The sequence below is a fragment of the Janthinobacterium sp. GW822-FHT07H10 genome, from assembly GCF_058798675.1.
In genome coordinates this window covers 23,631-41,344 of the sequence record NZ_JBXAKS010000010.1, presented here as the reverse complement: position 1 = coordinate 41,344, position 17,714 = coordinate 23,631, and the positions used below count along the sequence as shown (strand labels likewise).

At 64.2% G+C, this 17,714-nt stretch carries 12 protein-coding genes; 7 read left to right on the top strand and 5 right to left on the bottom strand.

Annotated elements, in window-relative coordinates; all coding sequences use genetic code 11:
• Positions 1-168: 168 nt before the first annotated feature.
• On the top strand, positions 169-2,715 hold the full coding sequence (rpoD, locus tag AC1RDJ_RS20975; protein ID WP_493028579.1) for an RNA polymerase sigma factor RpoD: 2,547 nt from the start codon (positions 169-171) through the stop codon (positions 2,713-2,715).
• Between the two features lie 55 nt (positions 2,716-2,770).
• On the opposite strand, the gene AC1RDJ_RS20970 is transcribed toward rpoD, so the two are convergent.
• From AC1RDJ_RS20970 to ppc, 3 genes are all read right to left on the bottom strand, one after another.
• Positions 2,771-3,910, bottom strand: a complete 1,140-nt coding sequence (locus AC1RDJ_RS20970; RefSeq protein WP_493028578.1) for an HAF repeat-containing protein — start codon at positions 3,908-3,910, stop codon at positions 2,771-2,773.
• Positions 3,911-4,003: 93 nt separating this feature from the next.
• Entirely contained in the window at positions 4,004-5,764 is a 1,761-nt protein-coding gene (locus tag AC1RDJ_RS20965) for a PAS domain-containing sensor histidine kinase (RefSeq protein ID WP_198043749.1), read from the bottom strand.
• Between the two features lie 173 nt (positions 5,765-5,937).
• Positions 5,938-8,778 carry a phosphoenolpyruvate carboxylase gene (gene ppc / locus AC1RDJ_RS20960; RefSeq protein ID WP_493028577.1) on the bottom strand — a complete coding sequence of 947 codons (2,841 nt, stop codon included), beginning with the start codon at positions 8,776-8,778 and terminating at the stop codon, positions 5,938-5,940.
• 249 nt (positions 8,779-9,027) lie between these two features.
• On the opposite strand from ppc, the gene hemC reads away from it, so the two are divergent.
• From hemC to AC1RDJ_RS20940, 4 genes are read left to right on the top strand one after another with little or no spacing between them, the layout of a single operon-like run.
• Positions 9,028-10,038 carry a hydroxymethylbilane synthase gene (gene hemC / locus AC1RDJ_RS20955; RefSeq protein ID WP_493028576.1) on the top strand — a complete coding sequence of 337 codons (1,011 nt, stop codon included), beginning with the start codon at positions 9,028-9,030 and terminating at the stop codon, positions 10,036-10,038.
• Positions 10,031-10,813 carry a uroporphyrinogen-III synthase gene (locus AC1RDJ_RS20950; RefSeq protein WP_071326594.1) on the top strand — a complete coding sequence of 261 codons (783 nt, stop codon included), beginning with the start codon at positions 10,031-10,033 and terminating at the stop codon, positions 10,811-10,813. Before hemC ends, AC1RDJ_RS20950 begins: the two co-directional genes overlap by 8 nt.
• Positions 10,810-11,958, top strand: coding sequence for a uroporphyrinogen-III C-methyltransferase (locus tag AC1RDJ_RS20945; protein WP_071324546.1), 1,149 nt, complete (start codon positions 10,810-10,812; stop codon positions 11,956-11,958). The genes AC1RDJ_RS20950 and AC1RDJ_RS20945 overlap by 4 nt, the downstream gene beginning before the upstream one ends.
• Before the next feature lie 4 nt (positions 11,959-11,962).
• Positions 11,963-13,159, top strand: a complete 1,197-nt coding sequence (locus AC1RDJ_RS20940) for a heme biosynthesis protein HemY (protein ID WP_083411930.1) — start codon at positions 11,963-11,965, stop codon at positions 13,157-13,159.
• An 86-nt stretch (positions 13,160-13,245) separates the two neighbouring features.
• Here AC1RDJ_RS20940 and AC1RDJ_RS20935 read toward each other — a convergent pair whose 3' ends face one another.
• Both AC1RDJ_RS20935 and AC1RDJ_RS20930 read right to left on the bottom strand, forming a co-directional pair.
• Positions 13,246-15,690 (bottom strand): membrane-bound PQQ-dependent dehydrogenase, glucose/quinate/shikimate family, encoded by a 2,445-nt coding sequence (locus AC1RDJ_RS20935; RefSeq protein WP_493028575.1) that lies wholly within the window; start codon positions 15,688-15,690, stop codon positions 13,246-13,248.
• A gap of 18 nt (positions 15,691-15,708) precedes the next feature.
• Entirely contained in the window at positions 15,709-16,065 is a 357-nt protein-coding gene (locus AC1RDJ_RS20930) for a hypothetical protein (RefSeq protein ID WP_493028574.1), read from the bottom strand.
• Between the two features lie 294 nt (positions 16,066-16,359).
• Between AC1RDJ_RS20930 and ppa the strand changes: the two genes are divergently transcribed.
• Complete coding sequence (ppa, locus tag AC1RDJ_RS20925) at positions 16,360-16,908, top strand: inorganic diphosphatase (protein ID WP_071324543.1); 549 nt, start codon at positions 16,360-16,362, stop codon at positions 16,906-16,908.
• Between the two features lie 213 nt (positions 16,909-17,121).
• Positions 17,122-17,682, top strand: coding sequence for a DUF308 domain-containing protein (locus AC1RDJ_RS20920; protein WP_083411929.1), 561 nt, complete (start codon positions 17,122-17,124; stop codon positions 17,680-17,682).
• Positions 17,683-17,714 lie beyond the last annotated feature (32 nt).

Below are 17,714 nucleotides of genomic sequence, written 5' to 3'. Positions count from 1 at the left end.
CGCCGCTCCCGTTACGGGATGCGCGGGCTTTGAACGCTCCGATAGACAGGCGCCGCTGCCTTTGACGGCAGCCGCAACAACACGCTCCATCGAGTCCGGTTTCGCAGGCTTAGGTGGAATCATTCACTTCGCGCCGACACCATCTGGTCTCGCATTAAGAGATATCTCATGAAGAATACGCCAAAAACTTTAACGTTGTCCGCCAAGGCGCCTCGCCCAGCCGCGGCGCCACTTGCCGTACCGAAAACGACTTTATCTTACTTCATCGATAATGCGCAAGCGAATCCGGAAGCTACCGTCACGACGGCGCCGACCGTCGTCACCGTGGTGAAGAAAAGCCGCTCGCGCCTGGCTGCCGTGCCGCCGGCCGACGCGGCTGCGGAAGCACCGCCTGCCGCGCCCGTGGCCGACGCTGCCGAGGCCGTAGAAGCGGCGCCCGCCAAGGCGCCTAGCGTGAAGGTCGCCCCGAGCGCCAAGGCCGCGCCCGCGCCGCGCAAGGTCAGCGAAAGCGCCGCCACGAATAAGGTCGTGACGGCTGCCCGTTCGAAAGTCGTGCGCGCCAAGCCGGAAGCGGCGCCCGTGACCATCATCACCGGTGCGCAAGTGGTCAGCAAGACCACGGATGCCGACGCCCTGGCCGCCATCGATACGTCGAATTACTTCCTGCCGACCGTCAAGGTACCGGGCCGCCGTGGCCGTAAACCCAGCGAATTCACGCCGGAAAACGATGAAGTGGCGGCACTGAACGCCGTCGAACGGGCCGAGCTGAAGGCCGTGTCGAAAGCGCGCGACCGCAAGGCCAAGGGCGGCCTGGCCGATGCGCTGGGCGATCCGGAAGCCTCGGCAGCGGACCTGGAACGCCGCCGCAAGCAAATCACGGGCTTGATCAACATGGGCAAGGAACGCGGCTTCCTCACCTATGCCGAGATCAATGACCAATTGCCGGAAAACATCATCGATCCGGAAGCGATCGAAGGCATCATCGCCACGTTCAACGACATGGGCATCGCCGTCTACGAGCGCGCCCCTGACGCGGAAAGCCTGTTGCTGACAGACAACGTCGCCACCGTCACCAGCGACGATGAAGTGGAAGCGGCTGCCGCCACGGCGCTGTCGACGGTCGACTCCGACTTTGGACGCACCACCGACCCCGTGCGCATGTACATGCGTGAAATGGGTGCCGTGGCGCTGCTGACGCGCGAAGGCGAGATCGAGATCGCCAAGCGCATCGAAGGCGGCTTGAAGGACATGATCCAGGCCATTTCCGCCTGCCCGACGACGATCGGCGAGATCGTTGCGCTGTCGCAAAAAATCGCGCGCGACGAAATCAAGGTCGATGAAGTGGTCGACGGCTTTGTCGACCTGAACGAAAGCAATGCCCCGGCGCCGGCCGCTGCCGCCGCGCCCGCCGCCGCCAGCGGTGACGACGAGGAAGAGGAAGAAGAAGCCGAGGAAGAGGACGGCGACGCCAATGGCGGCGCGGCCGGTTTCTCCAGCGAACAGCTGGCCCAGCTGAAAAAGAATGCGTTGGAGAAATTCAACGTCATTTCGACGCAGTACGACAAGATGCGCAAGGCGCCCGAGGGTTACAACTCGAAAGCCTACATCAAGGCGCAGGAAGCCATTTCGCAGGAACTGCTGGGCATCCGCTTCACGGCCAAGGTCGTGGAAAAGCTGTGCGACACCCTGCGCGGCCAGATGGAAGAAGTGCGCCACATCGAGCGCGCCGTGCTGGAACTGTGCGTGAACAAATGCGGCATGCCGCGCGCCCACTTCATCAAGGTCTTCCCGGGCAACGAATGCGACCTGGAATGGGTCGACCGCGAAGTCGACTGCAAGTATCCGTACAGCGCCATCCTCAGCCGCAACGTGCCTGCCGTCAAGGAACTGCAAAAGAAGATGATCGACCTGCAGGCGCGCGTGGCCCTGCCGCTGGCTGACTTGCGCAAGATCAACAAGCAGATGGCGGCCGGCGAGAAGCGCGCCCGTCACGCGAAACGCGAAATGACGGTGGCCAACTTGCGCCTGGTGATTTCGATCGCCAAGAAATACATCAACCGCGGCTTGCAATTCCTCGACCTGATCCAGGAAGGCAACATCGGCTTGCTGAAGGCGGTCGATAAATTCGAATACCGCCGCGGCTACAAGTTCTCGACCTACGCCACATGGTGGATCCGCCAGGCCATCACGCGTTCGATCGCCGACATGGCCCGCACCATCCGCGTGCCGGTGCACATGATCGAAACGATCAACAAGATGAACCGCATCTCGCGCCAGATCATGCAGGAAACGGGCAGCGAGCCGGACCTGGCGACCCTGGCCGTCAAGATGGAAATGCCGGAAAACAAGGTGCGCGAGATCATGAAGATCGCGAAAGAGCCGATTTCCATGGAAACGCCGATGGGCGAAGATGGCGATTCGCAACTGGGCGACTTCATCGAAGACAACACCACCCTGGCGCCGCTGGACGCCGCGCTGCACGCGTCGATGCGCAACGTGATCAAGGAAGTGCTGGACTCCCTGACGCCGCGCGAAGCGAAAGTGCTGCGCATGCGTTATGGCGTGGAAATGTCGAACGACCACACCTTGGAAGAAGTGGGCAAGCAGTTCGACGTGACGCGCGAGCGTATCCGCCAGATCGAAGCGAAAGCCATGAGCAAGCTGCGCCAGCCTTCGCGTTCGGATAAATTGAAGACTTTCTTGACGCAGAATTAAGCAGTCAAAAAAAAGAGGCGCAAGCCTCTTTTTTTTCGTCTGTAGCGATGCCGCGTTACAGCAGGTGCCGGCGCTGGCCCAGCAGGCCGGCGCGGAAGTGGCGCCGCGCGCGGTACAGGACCGCGCCGCTGGCGGCGGCGAGGACGGTCATGAAGAACCAGTCCAGCGGGTTGCGGCGCGGCGGCGCCGGCGCCGCCTGCGATGGCACGGCGAAGGCCTGGAATTTGTGTCCCGTGTAGACGGCGCCCACCACCAGGCCGGCGTCCGTGATCTTGTTGGTCAGGTACAGGCCGTCGTCGCGGCGGCGCACCGTCATCACGCCGTCCTTGTACACAAAGGTCATCGGTTCGAAGCCATTGATGCTGACGCTGCCAACGACGTGTCCCGCCGCATTCACGGCCGTGGCGTAGCTGTCGCCCTGGCCGATCATGGCGCCGAGGTCGATCATGCGCCGGCCATCCCAGGCAAACGCATGCCAGCGGCGCTTGTCCGTTTCCGCGGCGCCCACGACGAGGCCCGCGTCATTGATGGCGGTGGCCGAGCTGATGCGCCCGCCCGGCAGGGTGCCGATTTCCTGCATGCCCGTGCCGGGGCGGTAGATGAAGGCGCGGCGGTAGCCATCGCCGCGCTGGGCCGTGCCCACCACCACGCCATGATTGTTCAGGCCGCTCGCATAGCTGCTGGCGCCGCCCAGGGTGCCCAGGTCTTGCAGGCTGTGGTCGGCTTTCGTCACATAGGCGTGGAAATCGCCGCCGCTCGTATCGGCATAGCCGGCCACCGTGCCGTCGCGCGCGATGGCCGTGGCGTAACTGCTGCTGCCGCCCAGGGTGCCGAGGTCGCGCATGCCGCCCGCCACGTCATAACGGAAGGCGTGCCAGGCGCCGCTGGCCGTTTGCGAGGACCCCACCACCACGCCATGGGCATTGATGGCCTTGGTAAAGCCTTCATCGCCGCCCAGGGTGCCCAGTTCGCGGATCTGGCCATGCTGGTAGGTGACGGCGCGGCGCCGTCCCGCTTCTTCCATGATGATGCCGGCCACCAGTCCCGCCGGGTTCAGGTCGGACGCGATGCTGCCATTGCCGTCTTTTTCGCCAAAGCCGTGTTCGGCATGGATGGCGGCGCTGGCGGCGGGAATGGCCGCCAGCAGGAACAGGCCGAGGAGCGGGGCGCAAGCGCGGGAGTGGCGTGGCGGCATGATAGTTTCCTCAAAGAAAAAACTCACTATACTTTTTTACGCCGCCATTGCATACCTAATTTGCTACTATTTTTAGTAATATTTCGCGTTTCATCACGATACGTCCGCCACGCGCTCCCTGCTTTGCGGCAGGTGGATGGCCAGCGCCGTGCCCTGGCCCGCCTGGCTGTCGATGCGCAGCTCGCCGCCCAGCGCGTGCACGCGTTCGCGTATGCTTTTCAGGCCGAAGGCGGCCCGCTTGCCGTCGTCGCCCGGCTGCATGCCGATGCCGTTGTCGCTGATGCGCAGCAGAATCGCGTCGTGTTCCTGCGCCAGCGCCACTTCCACTTCGCTCGCTTGCGCGTGGCGCACGATGTTCGACAGCGATTCCTGCAGGACGCGGAAGATGGCCGACGTCTGGCGCTGGTCCAGGCCCAGGTGGGGCGCGTCGCTGGCGATGTGCAGCCGGTAGCGGATGGCGCCGCGGCCTTCCATCTGGCGTATCAGCCATTCGGCGGCCGGGCCCAGGCCCAGCTCCAGGGTACTCGGATGCAAGTCGTTGATGATGGTGCGCACGGAGCGGATGGTGGCGTCGATGGTGTCGAGCACGCGCTGCGCATGGCTGTGCAGGCGCGGATGGGTGCCCGCCGTGCGCGCATGCAGCAGCGACACGTCGATGCGCAGCACCATCAGGTTCTGCCCCAGGTCGTCGTGGATGTCGAGCGCGATGCGCCGGCGCTCCTCTTCCTTGATGGTCTGCTGGTGGTCGGACAGTTCGCGCAGCTGGGCCAGCGAGCGCTGCAGGTTTTCCTCGTTGCGCTTGCTGTCGGTGATGTCGATGGCCATGGCGATGATCATCTGCGGCCGGCCTTCGGCGTCGAACACGGGTTTCTTGTGCGTCTGCACCAGGCGGTTTTCCTGCAGCTGGGCGTTCCACACCAGCTCTTCGCGGATCACCACGCTACGGCTGGCAAACGCTTCCCGGTCCGCCGTGTGGAAGCCCGCACTCTGGTCGCTGGGAAAGTGCTGTATGTCGCGCCCTTCGGCGATGTCCTGGAAGCACACGCCCCATTGCTGTTCGCAGGCCTGGTTCATCAGCACGATGCGCGACTCGGCATCCTTGAGGAACAGCGACAGCGGCATCATCGAGATGATGTCCTGCAGCCGTTCCTCGCTGCGCGCCAGCGCCGCTTCCGTCTGCGCGCGCATGGCGATCTCGGCGGACAGGCGGGCATTCACGTCCTGCAGCTGGGCCGTGCGCAGGGCCACGCGGCTTTCCAGTTCCGCATGGGCGATGCTCAGCGCGTGTTCGGCGCGTTTTTGTTCGGTGATGTCGCTGGCAAGCACGAGGGCGCCCGTCAGGGTGCCGTGCCGGTCGTACAGGCGGCGCCCGCTGAGTATGGCCCAGCGCTCCGTGCCGTCCGTATGCCAGTAGTGGAGTTCTCCCATGCAACTCTGCCCCGCCGTCTGGCGTAGCGGGCACAGCCGTTGCAAGGTGGCCTCGTCATAGAACTCGTCCATGGAGTGGCCCAGCAGTTGGTCGAGGGGGACGCCCAGCATGTGGCCCAGGCGCTGGTTGACGTGCAGGATCTGGCCTTGCGCATCCGTTTGCCACATGCCGTCCTGGGCCGTCTCGGCCAGGTCGCGGTAGCGCATGGCGCTGGCGTCGAGCTGCTGGCGCGTGCTGACGAGATGGGTGCGCAGCCGGCGCAGCAGCCACAGGGCGATGCTGGCGGCGGCCAGCAGCAGCAAGGCCAGCCATACGTGTTCCCAGAAGTCGAGGGCTTGCCAGGCCGCGCCCGCAAGCCAGCCCAGCATGATGAGGATCAGCGCGGCACATGCGGCACTCAGCGTTTCAATCGACCATTTACTCATCCGCGCTCCTGGCGTCATGGTTGGCCGCTGCGGTGCGCGTGGCGCCGGAGTGGGAAAAGTATTCGACGCTAGTGTAATACCAATTGTTGTTTTATTGAGAATATTTTTCCAGCAGGAAATCAAGGGGCCGGCCCTGGCTGCGCCGGCCCCATTTTCTTGCCCGTCTGGCTGTCCTAGCCCGTGTTGCGCAGGCCGGCCGCCACGCCGTTGATCGACAGCTGGATGCCGCGGTGCACGCGTTCATCGATCTTGCTTTCCGCCGACAGTGCGCGGTTGCGTTTGATTAACTCCACCTGCAAGTGGTTGAGCGGGTCGAGGTAGGCGAAGCGGTTCTGGATGGAGCGGGCCAGCAGCGGGTTGCCGGCCAGGCGTTCCGTGTTGCCCGTGATCAGCTCCAGGCATTGCAGGGTAGTGCCATGCTCGTCCGTGATGCGCTTGTAGATGCGCTCGCGCAAGCCCTGGTCGGCCACCAGTTCCGCGTAGCGCGAGGCAATCGCCAGGTCCGTCTTGGCCAGCACCATGTCCATGTTCGACAGCAGGGTGGCGAAGAACGGCCACTGCGCGTACATGGCGCGCAGGGTGGCGATCTTGTCGTCCTTCGACGCTGTCTCGCCGTCATTGATCCAGGCGTGGATGGCGCTGCCAAAGCCGAACCAGCCCGGCAGCAGTAAACGGCACTGCCCCCAGGAAAAGCCCCAGGGAATGGCGCGCAAGTCTTCGATGCGCTGGTTGGCCTTGCGCGAGGCGGGGCGCGAACCGAGGTTCAGCTCGGCAATTTCGGCGATTGGCGTGGCCGAGAAGAAATACTCGGTAAACCCCGGCGTTTCATACACGAGGTCGCGATAGGCCTTGTAGGCCAGGTTCGACAGTTCCGCCATCACGCCCTCGAAGCGCGCCAGCTGGCTGTTGCGGGCCGGGTTGACCTCTTGCGGCGCCAGGCTCGCTTCCAGCGTGGCGGCAACCAGCAATTCCAGGTTGCGCCGGCCGATTTCCGCGTTGGAAAACTTCGAGGCGATGATCTCGCCCTGTTCCGTCAGGCGGATCTGCCCGTTGACGGTGCCCGGCGGCTGGGCCAGGATGGCTTCGTAGCTGGGGCCGCCACCACGGCCCACCGTGCCGCCGCGGCCATGGAACAGGCGCAGCTTGACGCCAGCCTTCCGGAAGTCGGCCACCAGCGCCAGTTCCGCCTTGTACAGTTCCCAGTTCGACGTGAGGAAGCCGCCATCCTTGTTCGAATCGGAATAGCCGAGCATGACTTCCTGCAACTGTCCCTGTTTGGCGATCAATTGCCGGACCAGGGGCAAGGCCATCACGCGGCCCATGATGCCGGCCGCGCGCTGCAGGTCGGGGATGGTTTCGAACAGGGGAATGACCATCAGCTCGCACGTGCTCTCGCCAGCATGCCAGTCGGTGCGCAGCAAGCCCGTTTCTTTTTGCAGCAGCAACACTTCCAGCAAGTCGGACACGGTTTCCGTGTGCGAGATGATGTAGTTGCGGATCGCCCGCGCGCCGTAGCGCTGGCGGATGTCGCGCGCCGCGCGCAGGATCGCCAGCTCGGAATCCGTTTCCGCGTCGTAGGCGATGTAGGGCGAGTACAGCAGGCGCGGCTGCGCCAGTTCATTCAGCAGCAGCGCTTCCTTGGCGTCTTCCGCCAGGGCCGCATAGTCGGGCGCCACGCCGCTCTTGGCGAACAGGTCGGCCAGCACGCGCTCGTGCACGTCGGAGGTCTGGCGCATGTCGAGCGACGCCAGGTGGAAGCCGAAGATGTCGGCCGCGCGCGCCAGCGTGGCCAGGCGCGGGCGCACGAGGGCCGCGCCATGGTGCGCTTCGAGCGAGGCGACGATGGTGCGCAGGTCGGCGACAAACGCGGCCGCGTCCGGGTAGGCGGCGGCCGGCCCCACTTCCTTGCGCAGGATGTTGGTGGCGCCCAGGGCGCGCGCGGTAGCGGCCAGGCGCGCATAGATGCCGATCAGTGCGCGGCGGTACGGTTCGTCGCTGCGGTGCGGCGAGGCGTCCGGCGACTGGTCGGCCAGCGCCTGCAGTTCGCCGCTGACGCCCACCATCAGGGTCGAGACGGACAGTTCCGCGCCCAGCGTGTGCACTTCGTCGAGGTAAAAGTCGAGGATGGTGGTGGCGTGGCGCGCCAGCGCATGCTGCATGGTGCCCGCGTTGACGTTCGGATTGCCGTCGCGGTCGCCGCCGATCCAGCTGCCCATCTGCACGTAGGCGGCATTGATGGGCTCGATCGTGCCGTCGCCGTTCGGATATTCGGCGGCGATGTCGTCCTCGATGTCGTCGTACAGGCCCGGCAGCTCGCGCAGGAAGGTGATGCGGTAATAGGACAGGGCGTTTTCGATCTCGTCGGCCACCGTCAGCTTCGAATAGCGCAGCATGCGCGTCTGCCACAGCGTGGATACGCGCGAGCGCAGCAGCTGCATGTTGGCGTGCCGCTCCTTCGGCGTCAGCGGCAGGTCGCGCTCGGCCAGCAGGCGGGCGATGTCGTGCTCGGCGTCGAGGATGCTCTTGCGCTGCACTTCCGTCGGGTGGGCCGTCAGCACGGGCGCGATCAGCGCGTCCTGGAAGAAGGTGTCGACCGTCTTGCGCGGCACGCCGGCGGCGTGCAGTTTTTTCAGCGCGAAGCTGACGCTGCCCTTTTGCGCGGGCGAACCGGCCAGCAGGTGCGCGCGGCGGCGGCGGATGTGGTGCTGGTCTTCCGCAATGTTGGCCAGGTGCGAAAAGTAGGAAAAGGCGCGCACGACGGAAATCGTCTGTTCGCGGCTCAGTTCCTTCAGCATGGCGTCCAGTTCCAGCGCCGCGTCCGCGTCCGCTTCGCGGCGGAAGCGCACCGAGGTCTGGCGGATGGTTTCCACCACGTTGAAGACGGCGTCGCCTTCCTGTTCGCGCAGCACGTCGCCCAGCAGGCGGCCCAGCAGGCGGATATCTTCTTTCAGCGGCGCGTCCTTGTCGGCAGGGACCGGGGCGGCGGTTTCGGGTGCTACGGCGTCATTGAGCATAATAAAGAGCCAAAGTAGGTGTAAAAGCAAGGGAATGAGGATCGCACCGGGCGTTTAGCCGCAGGGGGGAGGGGGCGCATGATAAAATTTGTGGTCTTCAACATGGACGCTAGCCTGACTTGGCCTTCTAGGCAAAGGGATAACGATTATAGCGACGCCAGAGCCCATTTCGATACGAATTGATATCTGGCAACGACAATCGCAGCGACAATCGCAACGACAATGACAATGACCGCGAAAGAACTTGTTTTGAAAGCATCCGAATTGACCCCGAACGAATTGAAGCCGACCATTCCCGCCCGCCTGGTGATCGCGTCGCGCGAGAGCCGTCTTGCCATGTGGCAAGCCGAGCATGTGCGTGCGCGCCTGGCCGCACTGTATCCGCAGTGTAGCGTCGAAATTCTCGGCATGACCACACGCGGCGACCAGATTCTCGACCGCGCCTTGTCCAAGGTAGGCGGCAAGGGCCTGTTCGTCAAGGAACTGGAAGTGGCGATGGAGGAAGGGCGCGCCGACCTGGCCGTGCATTCGCTGAAAGACGTGCCGATGGAGTTGCCCGAAGGCTTTGCGCTGGCCGCCATCCTCGAGCGCGAAGACCCGCGCGACGCCTTTGTCTCCAACGATTACGCCAGCCTGGCCGAGCTGCCGCACGGCGCCGTCGTGGGCACGAGCAGCCTGCGCCGCCAGTCGCTGATCGCCGCGCGCTTCCCGCACCTGACCATCCTGCCGCTGCGCGGCAACCTCGACACGCGTTTGGGCAAGCTCGACCGTGGCGATTACGCGGCCATCATCCTGGCCGCCGCCGGCCTGAAGCGCCTGGGCCTGGCGTCGCGCATCCGCGCCGTGCTGGCGCCGGAAGACAGCCTGCCGGCCGCCGGCCAGGGCGCCATGGCGATCGAGATCCGCGGCCAGCGCGCCGACGGCGTCGACCTGGCGGCCCTGCTGGCGCCGCTGAACCACGCGGCCACGGCGCAAGCCGTCACGGCCGAGCGCAAGGTGTCGAAGATTTTCGGCGGCAGCTGCCAGATTCCGCTGGCCGCGTTTGCCACCGTCGACGGCGACAGCATGCGCCTGCGCGCCATGGTCGCCACGCCCGATGGCGCGCGCATGGCCAGCGCCGACGTGACTGGCGCCGCTGCCGCGCCGGAACTGCTGGGCGAGCAGGTGGCCGAGCTGCTGCGCGGGCAGGACGCCGCCGGCATCCTCGCTTCGTGCGCTATCACTCCCGACAACCATGAAGGCCTGGCGCCGCATGCCTGACAGCGTGGTGATCACGCGGCCCGCGGCGCAGGCGGGGCCGCTGGCCGCCAAGGTCGCGGCGCTGGGCTTGCCGGTGACGCGATTGCCGCTGCTGGAAATCCATGCGCTCGATGGCGAGCGGGAATGCGCGCACCTGCTGGCCGTGCTGGCCCGCCTGGCCGACTATGACCTGGTGGCATTCGTCTCGCCGAACGCCATCGACTGCGTCTTTGCGCACTTGCGCGCCTGGCCGGCCGGCTTGCCGCTGGCCGTGGTGGGCGAGGGCAGCCGCCTGGCGCTGGCCGCGCATGGCGTCACGGACGCCAACGCCACGATCACCAGCCCGCTCGACGCGGCGCGCAGCGATTCCGAGCACCTGCTGCTGGCGCTGGACTTGCCGGCCCTGCGCGGCAAGCGCGTGCTGATCGTGCGCGGCGACGGTGGACGCGATTACCTGGCCGACGGCTTGCGCGCGGCCGGTGCCACCGTCGAGTTCGTCACGGCCTACCGCCGCAAGGTGCCCAAGCTGACGCCGGCCTTGCGGGCGACCCTGGAAAACTTGTTGCAGCATAATAACGACTGGATCATCACCAGCTCGGAAGCGCTGCGCGGCTTGCTGGCGCTGCTCGATGAATTGGGCGGTGAAAAGACGGCTGTTGTGAAAATGCAACAACAGCATCTGATCGTGCCACATGCCCGCATTGCCCAAACGGCGGCCACCCTGGGTTTTGCCCGGGTCACCTTGACAGGATCAGGCGACGCAGGAGTGCTCGCCGCGTTACAATCACGACCATGAACGAAATGCCTACACTCTCCGAACCAAATGCCACGCCTGGCAGCACCGTGAAGACGGCGCCGCAGGCGGCCGACCAACCTGCCGGCCGCGCGCCGAGCTTGATCGAGCAGCTGCAAAAGCCCATGAGCATCGCCGTCATCGTACTGGCGGTGCTGCTGGCTGCGCAAAGCTGGTCGACCAGCAAGCAGATCCGCAACCTGCGCGAAGAAGTGGCCAAGCGCCTGCAAAAGGGCGATGTCAGCAATGCCGAAACGGGCGTGCTGGCGCGCAACGTGCAAGAAGGTAATAAAGAGCTGCAAATCAAGGTGGGCGCGCTGGAAAACCGCCAGAGCGAAACCCAGAGCCAGCAGCTGGCGCTGGAACAACTGTATAACGACCTGTCGAAGAACCGCGACGAGTGGGCGCTGACGGAAATCGAGCAAGTGCTGTCGACGGCCAGCCAGCAGCTGCAGCTGGCCGGCAACGTGCCGGGCGCGCTGATCGCCCTGCAGAACGCGGACCGCAGCCTGTCGCGTTCCGACAAGCCGCAATTCATCACCATCCGCCGCGCCATCGGCCGCGACATGGAAAAACTCAAGGCCCTGCCCAGCGTCGATTCGACGGGCGTGGCCCTGCGCCTCGATGCCGTGATCGCCCAGATCGACTCCCTGCCGATGCTGTCCGACGAAACGCCGGCCCTGCCGGCCGCGCCGGAAAAGCCGGGCAAGGCCAAGCCCGTGCGCGACGCCGCCGGCAAGCTGGTGGGACCGCCGGCGCCGGAACCGCTGCTGCAAAAAGTGCGCGACGGCTGGAATACGTGGAGCGGCGACATGTGGAACGACGTGCGCCAGCTGATCCGCATCCGCAGAGTCGATACGCCGGAAGCGCTGATGCTGTCGCCGACGCAATCGTACTTCTTGCGCGAAAACGTCAAGCTGCGCCTGCTGAATGCGCGCATGGCCTTGTTGTCGCGCAATGAAACGGCCTTCCGCAACGACTTGATCGCCGCCCAGGATGCGCTGGCCAAGTATTTCGATACGCGCGCCAAGAGCACGCAGACGGCGCAAGCCCTGCTGCGCCAGGTGCAGGCCAGCAACCTGGCCATCGAAATGCCGACCTTGTCCGACAGCCTGACGGCTGTGCGCAACTACAAAGCGAAGTCCTGAGCCCATGCGTCTATTTCTCTGGTTACTCGCCCTGATGGCCGCGGCGATCGGTATCGCCGTGACGGCCCGTTTCAACCCCGGCAACGTGGTGCTGTTCTATCCGCCGTACCGCATCGACCTGTCGCTGAACTTCTTCCTGCTGCTGCAGGTGCTGCTGTTCGTGCTGCTGTACCTGCTGGTGCGCGCCGTGCGCGCCACCGTGCGCATGCCGGCGCAAGTGGCGGCCTACCGCCAGCGCAAGCGTGAACGCGATGGCAACAAGGGCTTGCGCGAAGCCTTGAAAGCCCTGTTCGAAGGCCGTTTCGGCCATGCGGAAAAAGCCGCCTTGCGCGCCGCCGAACTCGATGAAAACGCCGGCCTGGCCGCGCTGATCGGCGCGCGCGCCGCGCACCGCATGCGCCAGTCCGAACGCCGCGACAGCTGGCTGGCCCGCGTCGAAGGCGATGCCAGCCTGAAGACGGCGCGCCTGATGACGGTGACGGAATTGCTGGTCGACGACCACCAGCCGGAAGCGGCGCTGGCCGCCGTGCGCGAACTGAACGCCAGCGGCACGCGCCATATCCACGCGCTGCAATGGTCGCTCAAGGCCGAGCAGCAGGCGAAGAACTGGCCCGAAGTGCTGCGCCTCGTGCGTTCGCTCGACAAGCACCGCGCCCTGCATCCGGCCCTGTCCTCGCGCCTGCGCGAGCTGGCCTACGACCATTTGCTGTCCGACCCGTCGCATGACGCCGAGTCGCTGCTGCGCGTCTGGTCCACGGTGCCGAACGCGGACCGCGTCAAGCCCTACATCGCCTGCCGCGCCGCCACGGCCCTGAATGCGCGCGGCCTGCACGACGAAGCGCGCCTCGTGTGCGAAGAATCGCTGGCCGCCGACTGGGACGACCGCGTCGTGCGCGCCTACCGCGAAGCGGCCGCGCCGGCCGGAACGCCGGCCCTGCTGCTGCAGATCGAGCATTGCGAACAGTGGCTGAAACAGCGTCCGCTGGACGCGGAACTGGCGCTGACCCTCGGCTCCCTGTGCCTCAAGCAAAAACTCTGGGGCAAGGCCCAGCGCCACCTGGAGCAGGCGCTGTCGGATGCGAACGAGCCGCAGATGGTGCGCGACGCCCACCTGAAGCTGGCGCAGATGCACGACGCCTTGCAGCAGACGGAGCAAGCCGCCGCCCATTACCGCCAGTGCGCGCTGGCCACCATCCTGTAAGCGCAGGTGTCAGACGTCAAAAAGCCGTTCAGTGCAGACTGAACGGCTTTTTTTATGCGCACTCCATGGCGGAGTGCGCTACTACCTTACTTCTTCTGTCCCGCTGCCGGTGCGGCCGTACCTTCCGGCAAGGCATAGGCGATCAGGGTGTCGCTCATCTTTGTGCCCAGCGAACCGTGGCCGCCGGCCATGACGACGACGAACTGGCGTCCCGACTTGTTCGACACATAGCTCATCGGCGTGGCCTGGCCGCCTGCCGGCAGGCGCGCTTTCCAGATGACCTTGCCGTTGCGCACGTCATAGCCGCGGATGTAGTAGTCGAGCGTGCTGCTGAGGAAGGTCACGCCGCCACCGGTGGTGACCATGCCGCCCAGGCTGGGCACGCCCAGCGGCAGCGGGATCGGCAAGGGACCGCTGTCGCGCGTGGTGCCGTTCTTGTGCATCCATACTTTCTTCATGGTGCGCAGGTCGACGGCGGCCACATAGCCCCATGGCGGCGCCTGGCATGGGAAGCCCAGCGGCGAGAGGAAGGCCTTGATTTCCACGGCGAACGGCACGCCCGTCTGCGGCTGCAAGCCCATTTCGCCGCCGGTGCCGCCCTTGGCCGTCGTTTCCGCGCGCGGCACGAGTTTTTCCAGGAAGCCCATGTAGTCGGGATTGACGATCAACAACTGGCGCACGGGGTCGATGGCCGCGCCGCCCCATTCGAAGATGCCCAGGGGGCCAGGGGAAATGACGGCACCCTTGCCGGCCGTTTGCGGCGTGAACGGGCCTTCATAGCGGCGTTCCTTGAAGATGATGCGGCACGCCAGCTGGTCGAACGGCGTGGTGCCCCACATGTCCGCTTCGCTGATGTTGCGCTCAGGCAGGAAGGTGAGGGCCGAGAACGGCTGCGTGGGCGACAGGGTGTCGCCGGCGGCCGGATGGCTCGTCGGCACGGGTTTTTCCGGCGCCGGCACGACCAGGCTGCCGTCGCGGCGGTCGATCACATAGATGTCGCCGCGTTTCGTCGTGGCGACGACGGAAGGGACTTTGCCTTTCGGCGTGTCGATGTCGACCAGGGTCGGCTGGCCGCCGATATCCATGTCCCAGATATCGTGGTGCACGGTCTGGTAAGCCCAGCGCACCTTGCCCGTCGCCAGGTCCAGCGCGACGATGGCGCTGTTGTATTTCTCGCCGTTCTTGTTGCGGTTGCCGCCCCAGGTATCGGGGGTTTCATTACCCATCGGGATGTACACCATGCCCAGCTTTTCATCGATGCTGGCCACGCCCCACGAATTGGGCGAGTTGTTGGTGTAGTTCTTGCCTTCAGGGAAGGGTTGCGTATCTTCCGGCGTGGCCGGGTCCCAGTTCCACAGCAGCTTGCCGGTGACGGGATCGTAGCCGCGGACCACGCCCGACGGTTCTTCCGTCGAATGGTTGTCCGTCACGCTGGCGGCGATGACGGCCACGTTCTGTGCCACGGCCGGCGGCGAGGTCGGCATCAGGAAGCCGCGCTTGATCATGGCCATGTTCTTGTACAGGTTGACGACGCCGTTGTCGCCAAAGCTCTTGCACGACTCGCCCGTATCGGCATTCACGGCGATCATGGTGCCGTCCATGGTCGGCGCCAGGATGCGGCGCGGGCATTCCATGGTGGAAGCCTGCGGCGCCGGATTGTCCCTGGCGCGGCCCGCGTTCACGTCCCAGTAGGCGACGCCGCGGCAGATCATGTGCTGGTAGCTGGCTGCATCGCGGTTGATCTTCGGATCGTGGCGCCAGAGCTCCTTGCCCGTGTCCGGGTTCAGGGCGATGACGATGTTGTGCGGCGTGCACAGGTACAGCATGTCATTGACCTTCAGCGGCGTCACTTCGTTGGCGATCTCGCCCGGGTCGTTCGGTCCCTTGAAGTCGCCCGTGTGATAGGTCCAGGCTTCTTTCAGGCCAGAAATATTGGCGGGCGTGATCTGTGCCGCCGGCGCGTAGCGGTCGCCATAGCCGGAACGGCCATACGCGGACCAGTCATTGTGCGCGACGCCGGGCGCGAAATCGCCGGCGGCGCTGGCTGCCATGCTGTCGGCCGGCACTTCGCCATGCAGGTCGTGGTAATCCTGGAACAGGGCGATGACGCCGGCGACGACGGTCAGCGCCACGGCGGCGCTGAGCGCGGTCTTGCCGGCATGTCCCTGTTGTGCCGCGCCCTCGGCGGGCGGATGCAGGCGGCGGCTGACGAAGGGCAGCAGCAGCCAGACGGCGGCGGCAAACCAGATGTCCAGGCGCGGCAGCAATTGCCACCAGTCGAACTTCACTTCAATCAGGGACCAGATCAGGGTGGCGGTCAGCAAGAAAGCGAGGAAGGGCTGTGCGCTGCGCTTGCCCTTGAAGACGAGCACGCCCGCAACCAGCATGCCGATGCCGGCCAGCAGGTAGTACCAGGAGCCGCCGAGACTGGCCAGCCAGATGCCGCCGCCCAGCAGGGCGAGGCCAGACAGAATGAAAATAACGCCGGTGACCTTTAATAAAGGCCCGGGCCGGGAAGAGGGAATCATCATATTCCTTTTTGCAAGGATTTATCGGTGGCGCGCTGATGGCGCCATAGTGGATTCAGGGAAGGCGTCGATTGCAGAATATACAAAGTTTGGAATCACCAGAATGTGACAGTTTATCAGAACTGATGATTTTCTTTTGCTGGCGCTATTTTTTTGCGGGTCGTCATTTGAATCAAATAAACTCTTCAAATAAGCGCAAATATTATGCTGGAAGAGGAGCTGCGCTGGGCAGGAAGCCCGGCTGGCCGCGGAGTTAAAGGGATCTTGCAGCATCGGCGTAATAATGCGGAGGCATTGCGGGACTGGTGAAGGTGAAACTGTTGTTATAAGTGGCTGCAAGAAATGCAATGCCGATGATAATAACCATTGTTTCGGCATGATGATATTGAAATGAAAATTTAAAAAGTGGTTCTGGTATTAATTATCGGCGGCGGTAGTATTACTTACGTGTTTTTACTTATTATTTCCCGCAGTCCGTTTATTCCCTGGCTGAACAGCTGCGGCGGACAGGAATGGCAAGAACGGGACAGGCCGCGCGCACCGGCGGGCGCCTCCCGCGGCTGTTGCTTGCGGGAGGCGCAAAACGCTGATGGGCCGCTGCTGCATCGCACAAGCTCCCTGTACTTCGCTATAATTACGCGGTTAAAACACAATCCGCTATAAGGAAAATCCATGAGTTTGAATAACGTCTCTTCCGGCCGCGACCTGCCGAACGATTTCAACGTCGTCATCGAAATCCCGATGAACGCCGATCCGATCAAGTACGAAGTCGACAAGGAAAGCGGCGCGATCTTCGTCGATCGCTTCATGGGTACCGCCATGCACTACCCGTGCAACTACGGCTACGTGCCGAACACCCTGTCGCCGGACGGCGACCCGGTCGACGTGCTGGTCATCACCCCATTCCCGCTGATCCCGGGCGTGGTCGTGCGCTGCCGTCCTATCGGCGTGCTGAAAATGACCGACGAGTCGGGCGAAGACGCGAAAGTGCTGGCCGTGCCAGTCGATAAAGTGCTGTCGATCTACAGCCACTGGCAAAAGCCGGAAGATCTGAACGAACTGCGCCTGCGCCAGATCCAGCACTTCTTCGAGCACTACAAAGACCTGGAAAAAGGCAAATGGGTCAAGATCGACGGCTGGTATGGTCCTGAAGTGGCCAAGGAAGAAATCCTCGGCGGCGTTGCCGCCTACAAGGCCGATGCTGAAAAAGCTGCTTCCTAATTAAAACGCTGCGCGGACAACCGCGGCTTGCCGCCGGTTTTCTGTCGTGTGCGAGTAAAAAGCGCACCCTGCTATGATGGCCGGGTGCGCTTTTTTATTGCCACAACATAACTCTTTCCGATGGGGATGATGGCTTTTTCACGCCTAAAATATTATCGAAAAGTTAATTTGTAGTGATAACCGGGAGGTGGTATGTATTCTGAGCATTTATTGATGCGCTCATGGTGGGTGTTGGCCTTGCGCGGCGCGGCGGCGATCGCCTTTGGTGCGATTACCCTGGCCTGGCCCGGCGTGACGGTATTGTCGTTGCTGACCGTGTTTGCCGTGTATGCGCTGCTCGGTGGCGGCGTTTCCGTCGTCGGCGCCTTCAGCAACCGCAAGCATGGCGGCGACTGGTGGGCCTTGCTGCTGCTGGGCATCTGCGGCCTGGCCGTGGGTATTTTGACCATCATTAACCCGCTGCTGACGACGTTTGCCTTGATCGTCATGATCGGCGTCAATGCGCTGGTCTCGGGCGTGTTCGATATCGTGCTGGCGATCCGCCTGCGCAAGGTCATCCAGGGCGAATGGCTGCTGGTGCTCAATGCCCTCATTTCCATCGCCTTCGGCATCCTGATCCTCATGTTTCCGGCCGCCGGCACCTTCGCCCTCGTGTGGATGATCGGCGTGTATGCCTTGCTGACGGGCATCTTGCTGCTGACCTTGGCATGGCGCGCCTACAAGCTGAAGAAGGATGGCGCCTTCGGCGGCAGTTCGGGGCGCTCGGCCGCCTGATTCCGTCTGCGTACGCGTGATGACGAGCGCTC

Excerpts from the sequence above, each read along its gene's own strand:
- AC1RDJ_RS20965 (WP_198043749.1), bottom strand. The coding sequence starts at position 5,764 with ATGAGTAAATGGTCGATTGAAACGCTGAGTGCCGCATGTGCCGCGCTG.
- AC1RDJ_RS20930 (WP_493028574.1), bottom strand. The coding sequence starts at position 16,065 with ATGCCGAAACAATGGTTATTATCATCGGCATTGCATTTCTTGCAGCCA.
- AC1RDJ_RS20945 (WP_071324546.1), top strand. The coding sequence starts at position 10,810 with ATGAACGAAATGCCTACACTCTCCGAACCAAATGCCACGCCTGGCAGC.
- AC1RDJ_RS20970 (WP_493028578.1), bottom strand. The coding sequence starts at position 3,910 with ATGCCGCCACGCCACTCCCGCGCTTGCGCCCCGCTCCTCGGCCTGTTC.
- AC1RDJ_RS20935 (WP_493028575.1), bottom strand. The coding sequence starts at position 15,690 with ATGATGATTCCCTCTTCCCGGCCCGGGCCTTTATTAAAGGTCACCGGC.
- ppc (WP_493028577.1), bottom strand. The coding sequence starts at position 8,778 with ATGCTCAATGACGCCGTAGCACCCGAAACCGCCGCCCCGGTCCCTGCC.
- AC1RDJ_RS20940 (WP_083411930.1), top strand. The coding sequence starts at position 11,963 with ATGCGTCTATTTCTCTGGTTACTCGCCCTGATGGCCGCGGCGATCGGT.
- AC1RDJ_RS20950 (WP_071326594.1), top strand. The coding sequence starts at position 10,031 with ATGCCTGACAGCGTGGTGATCACGCGGCCCGCGGCGCAGGCGGGGCCG.
- ppa (WP_071324543.1), top strand. The coding sequence starts at position 16,360 with ATGAGTTTGAATAACGTCTCTTCCGGCCGCGACCTGCCGAACGATTTC.
- rpoD (WP_493028579.1), top strand. The coding sequence starts at position 169 with ATGAAGAATACGCCAAAAACTTTAACGTTGTCCGCCAAGGCGCCTCGC.
- AC1RDJ_RS20920 (WP_083411929.1), top strand. The coding sequence starts at position 17,122 with ATGCGCTCATGGTGGGTGTTGGCCTTGCGCGGCGCGGCGGCGATCGCC.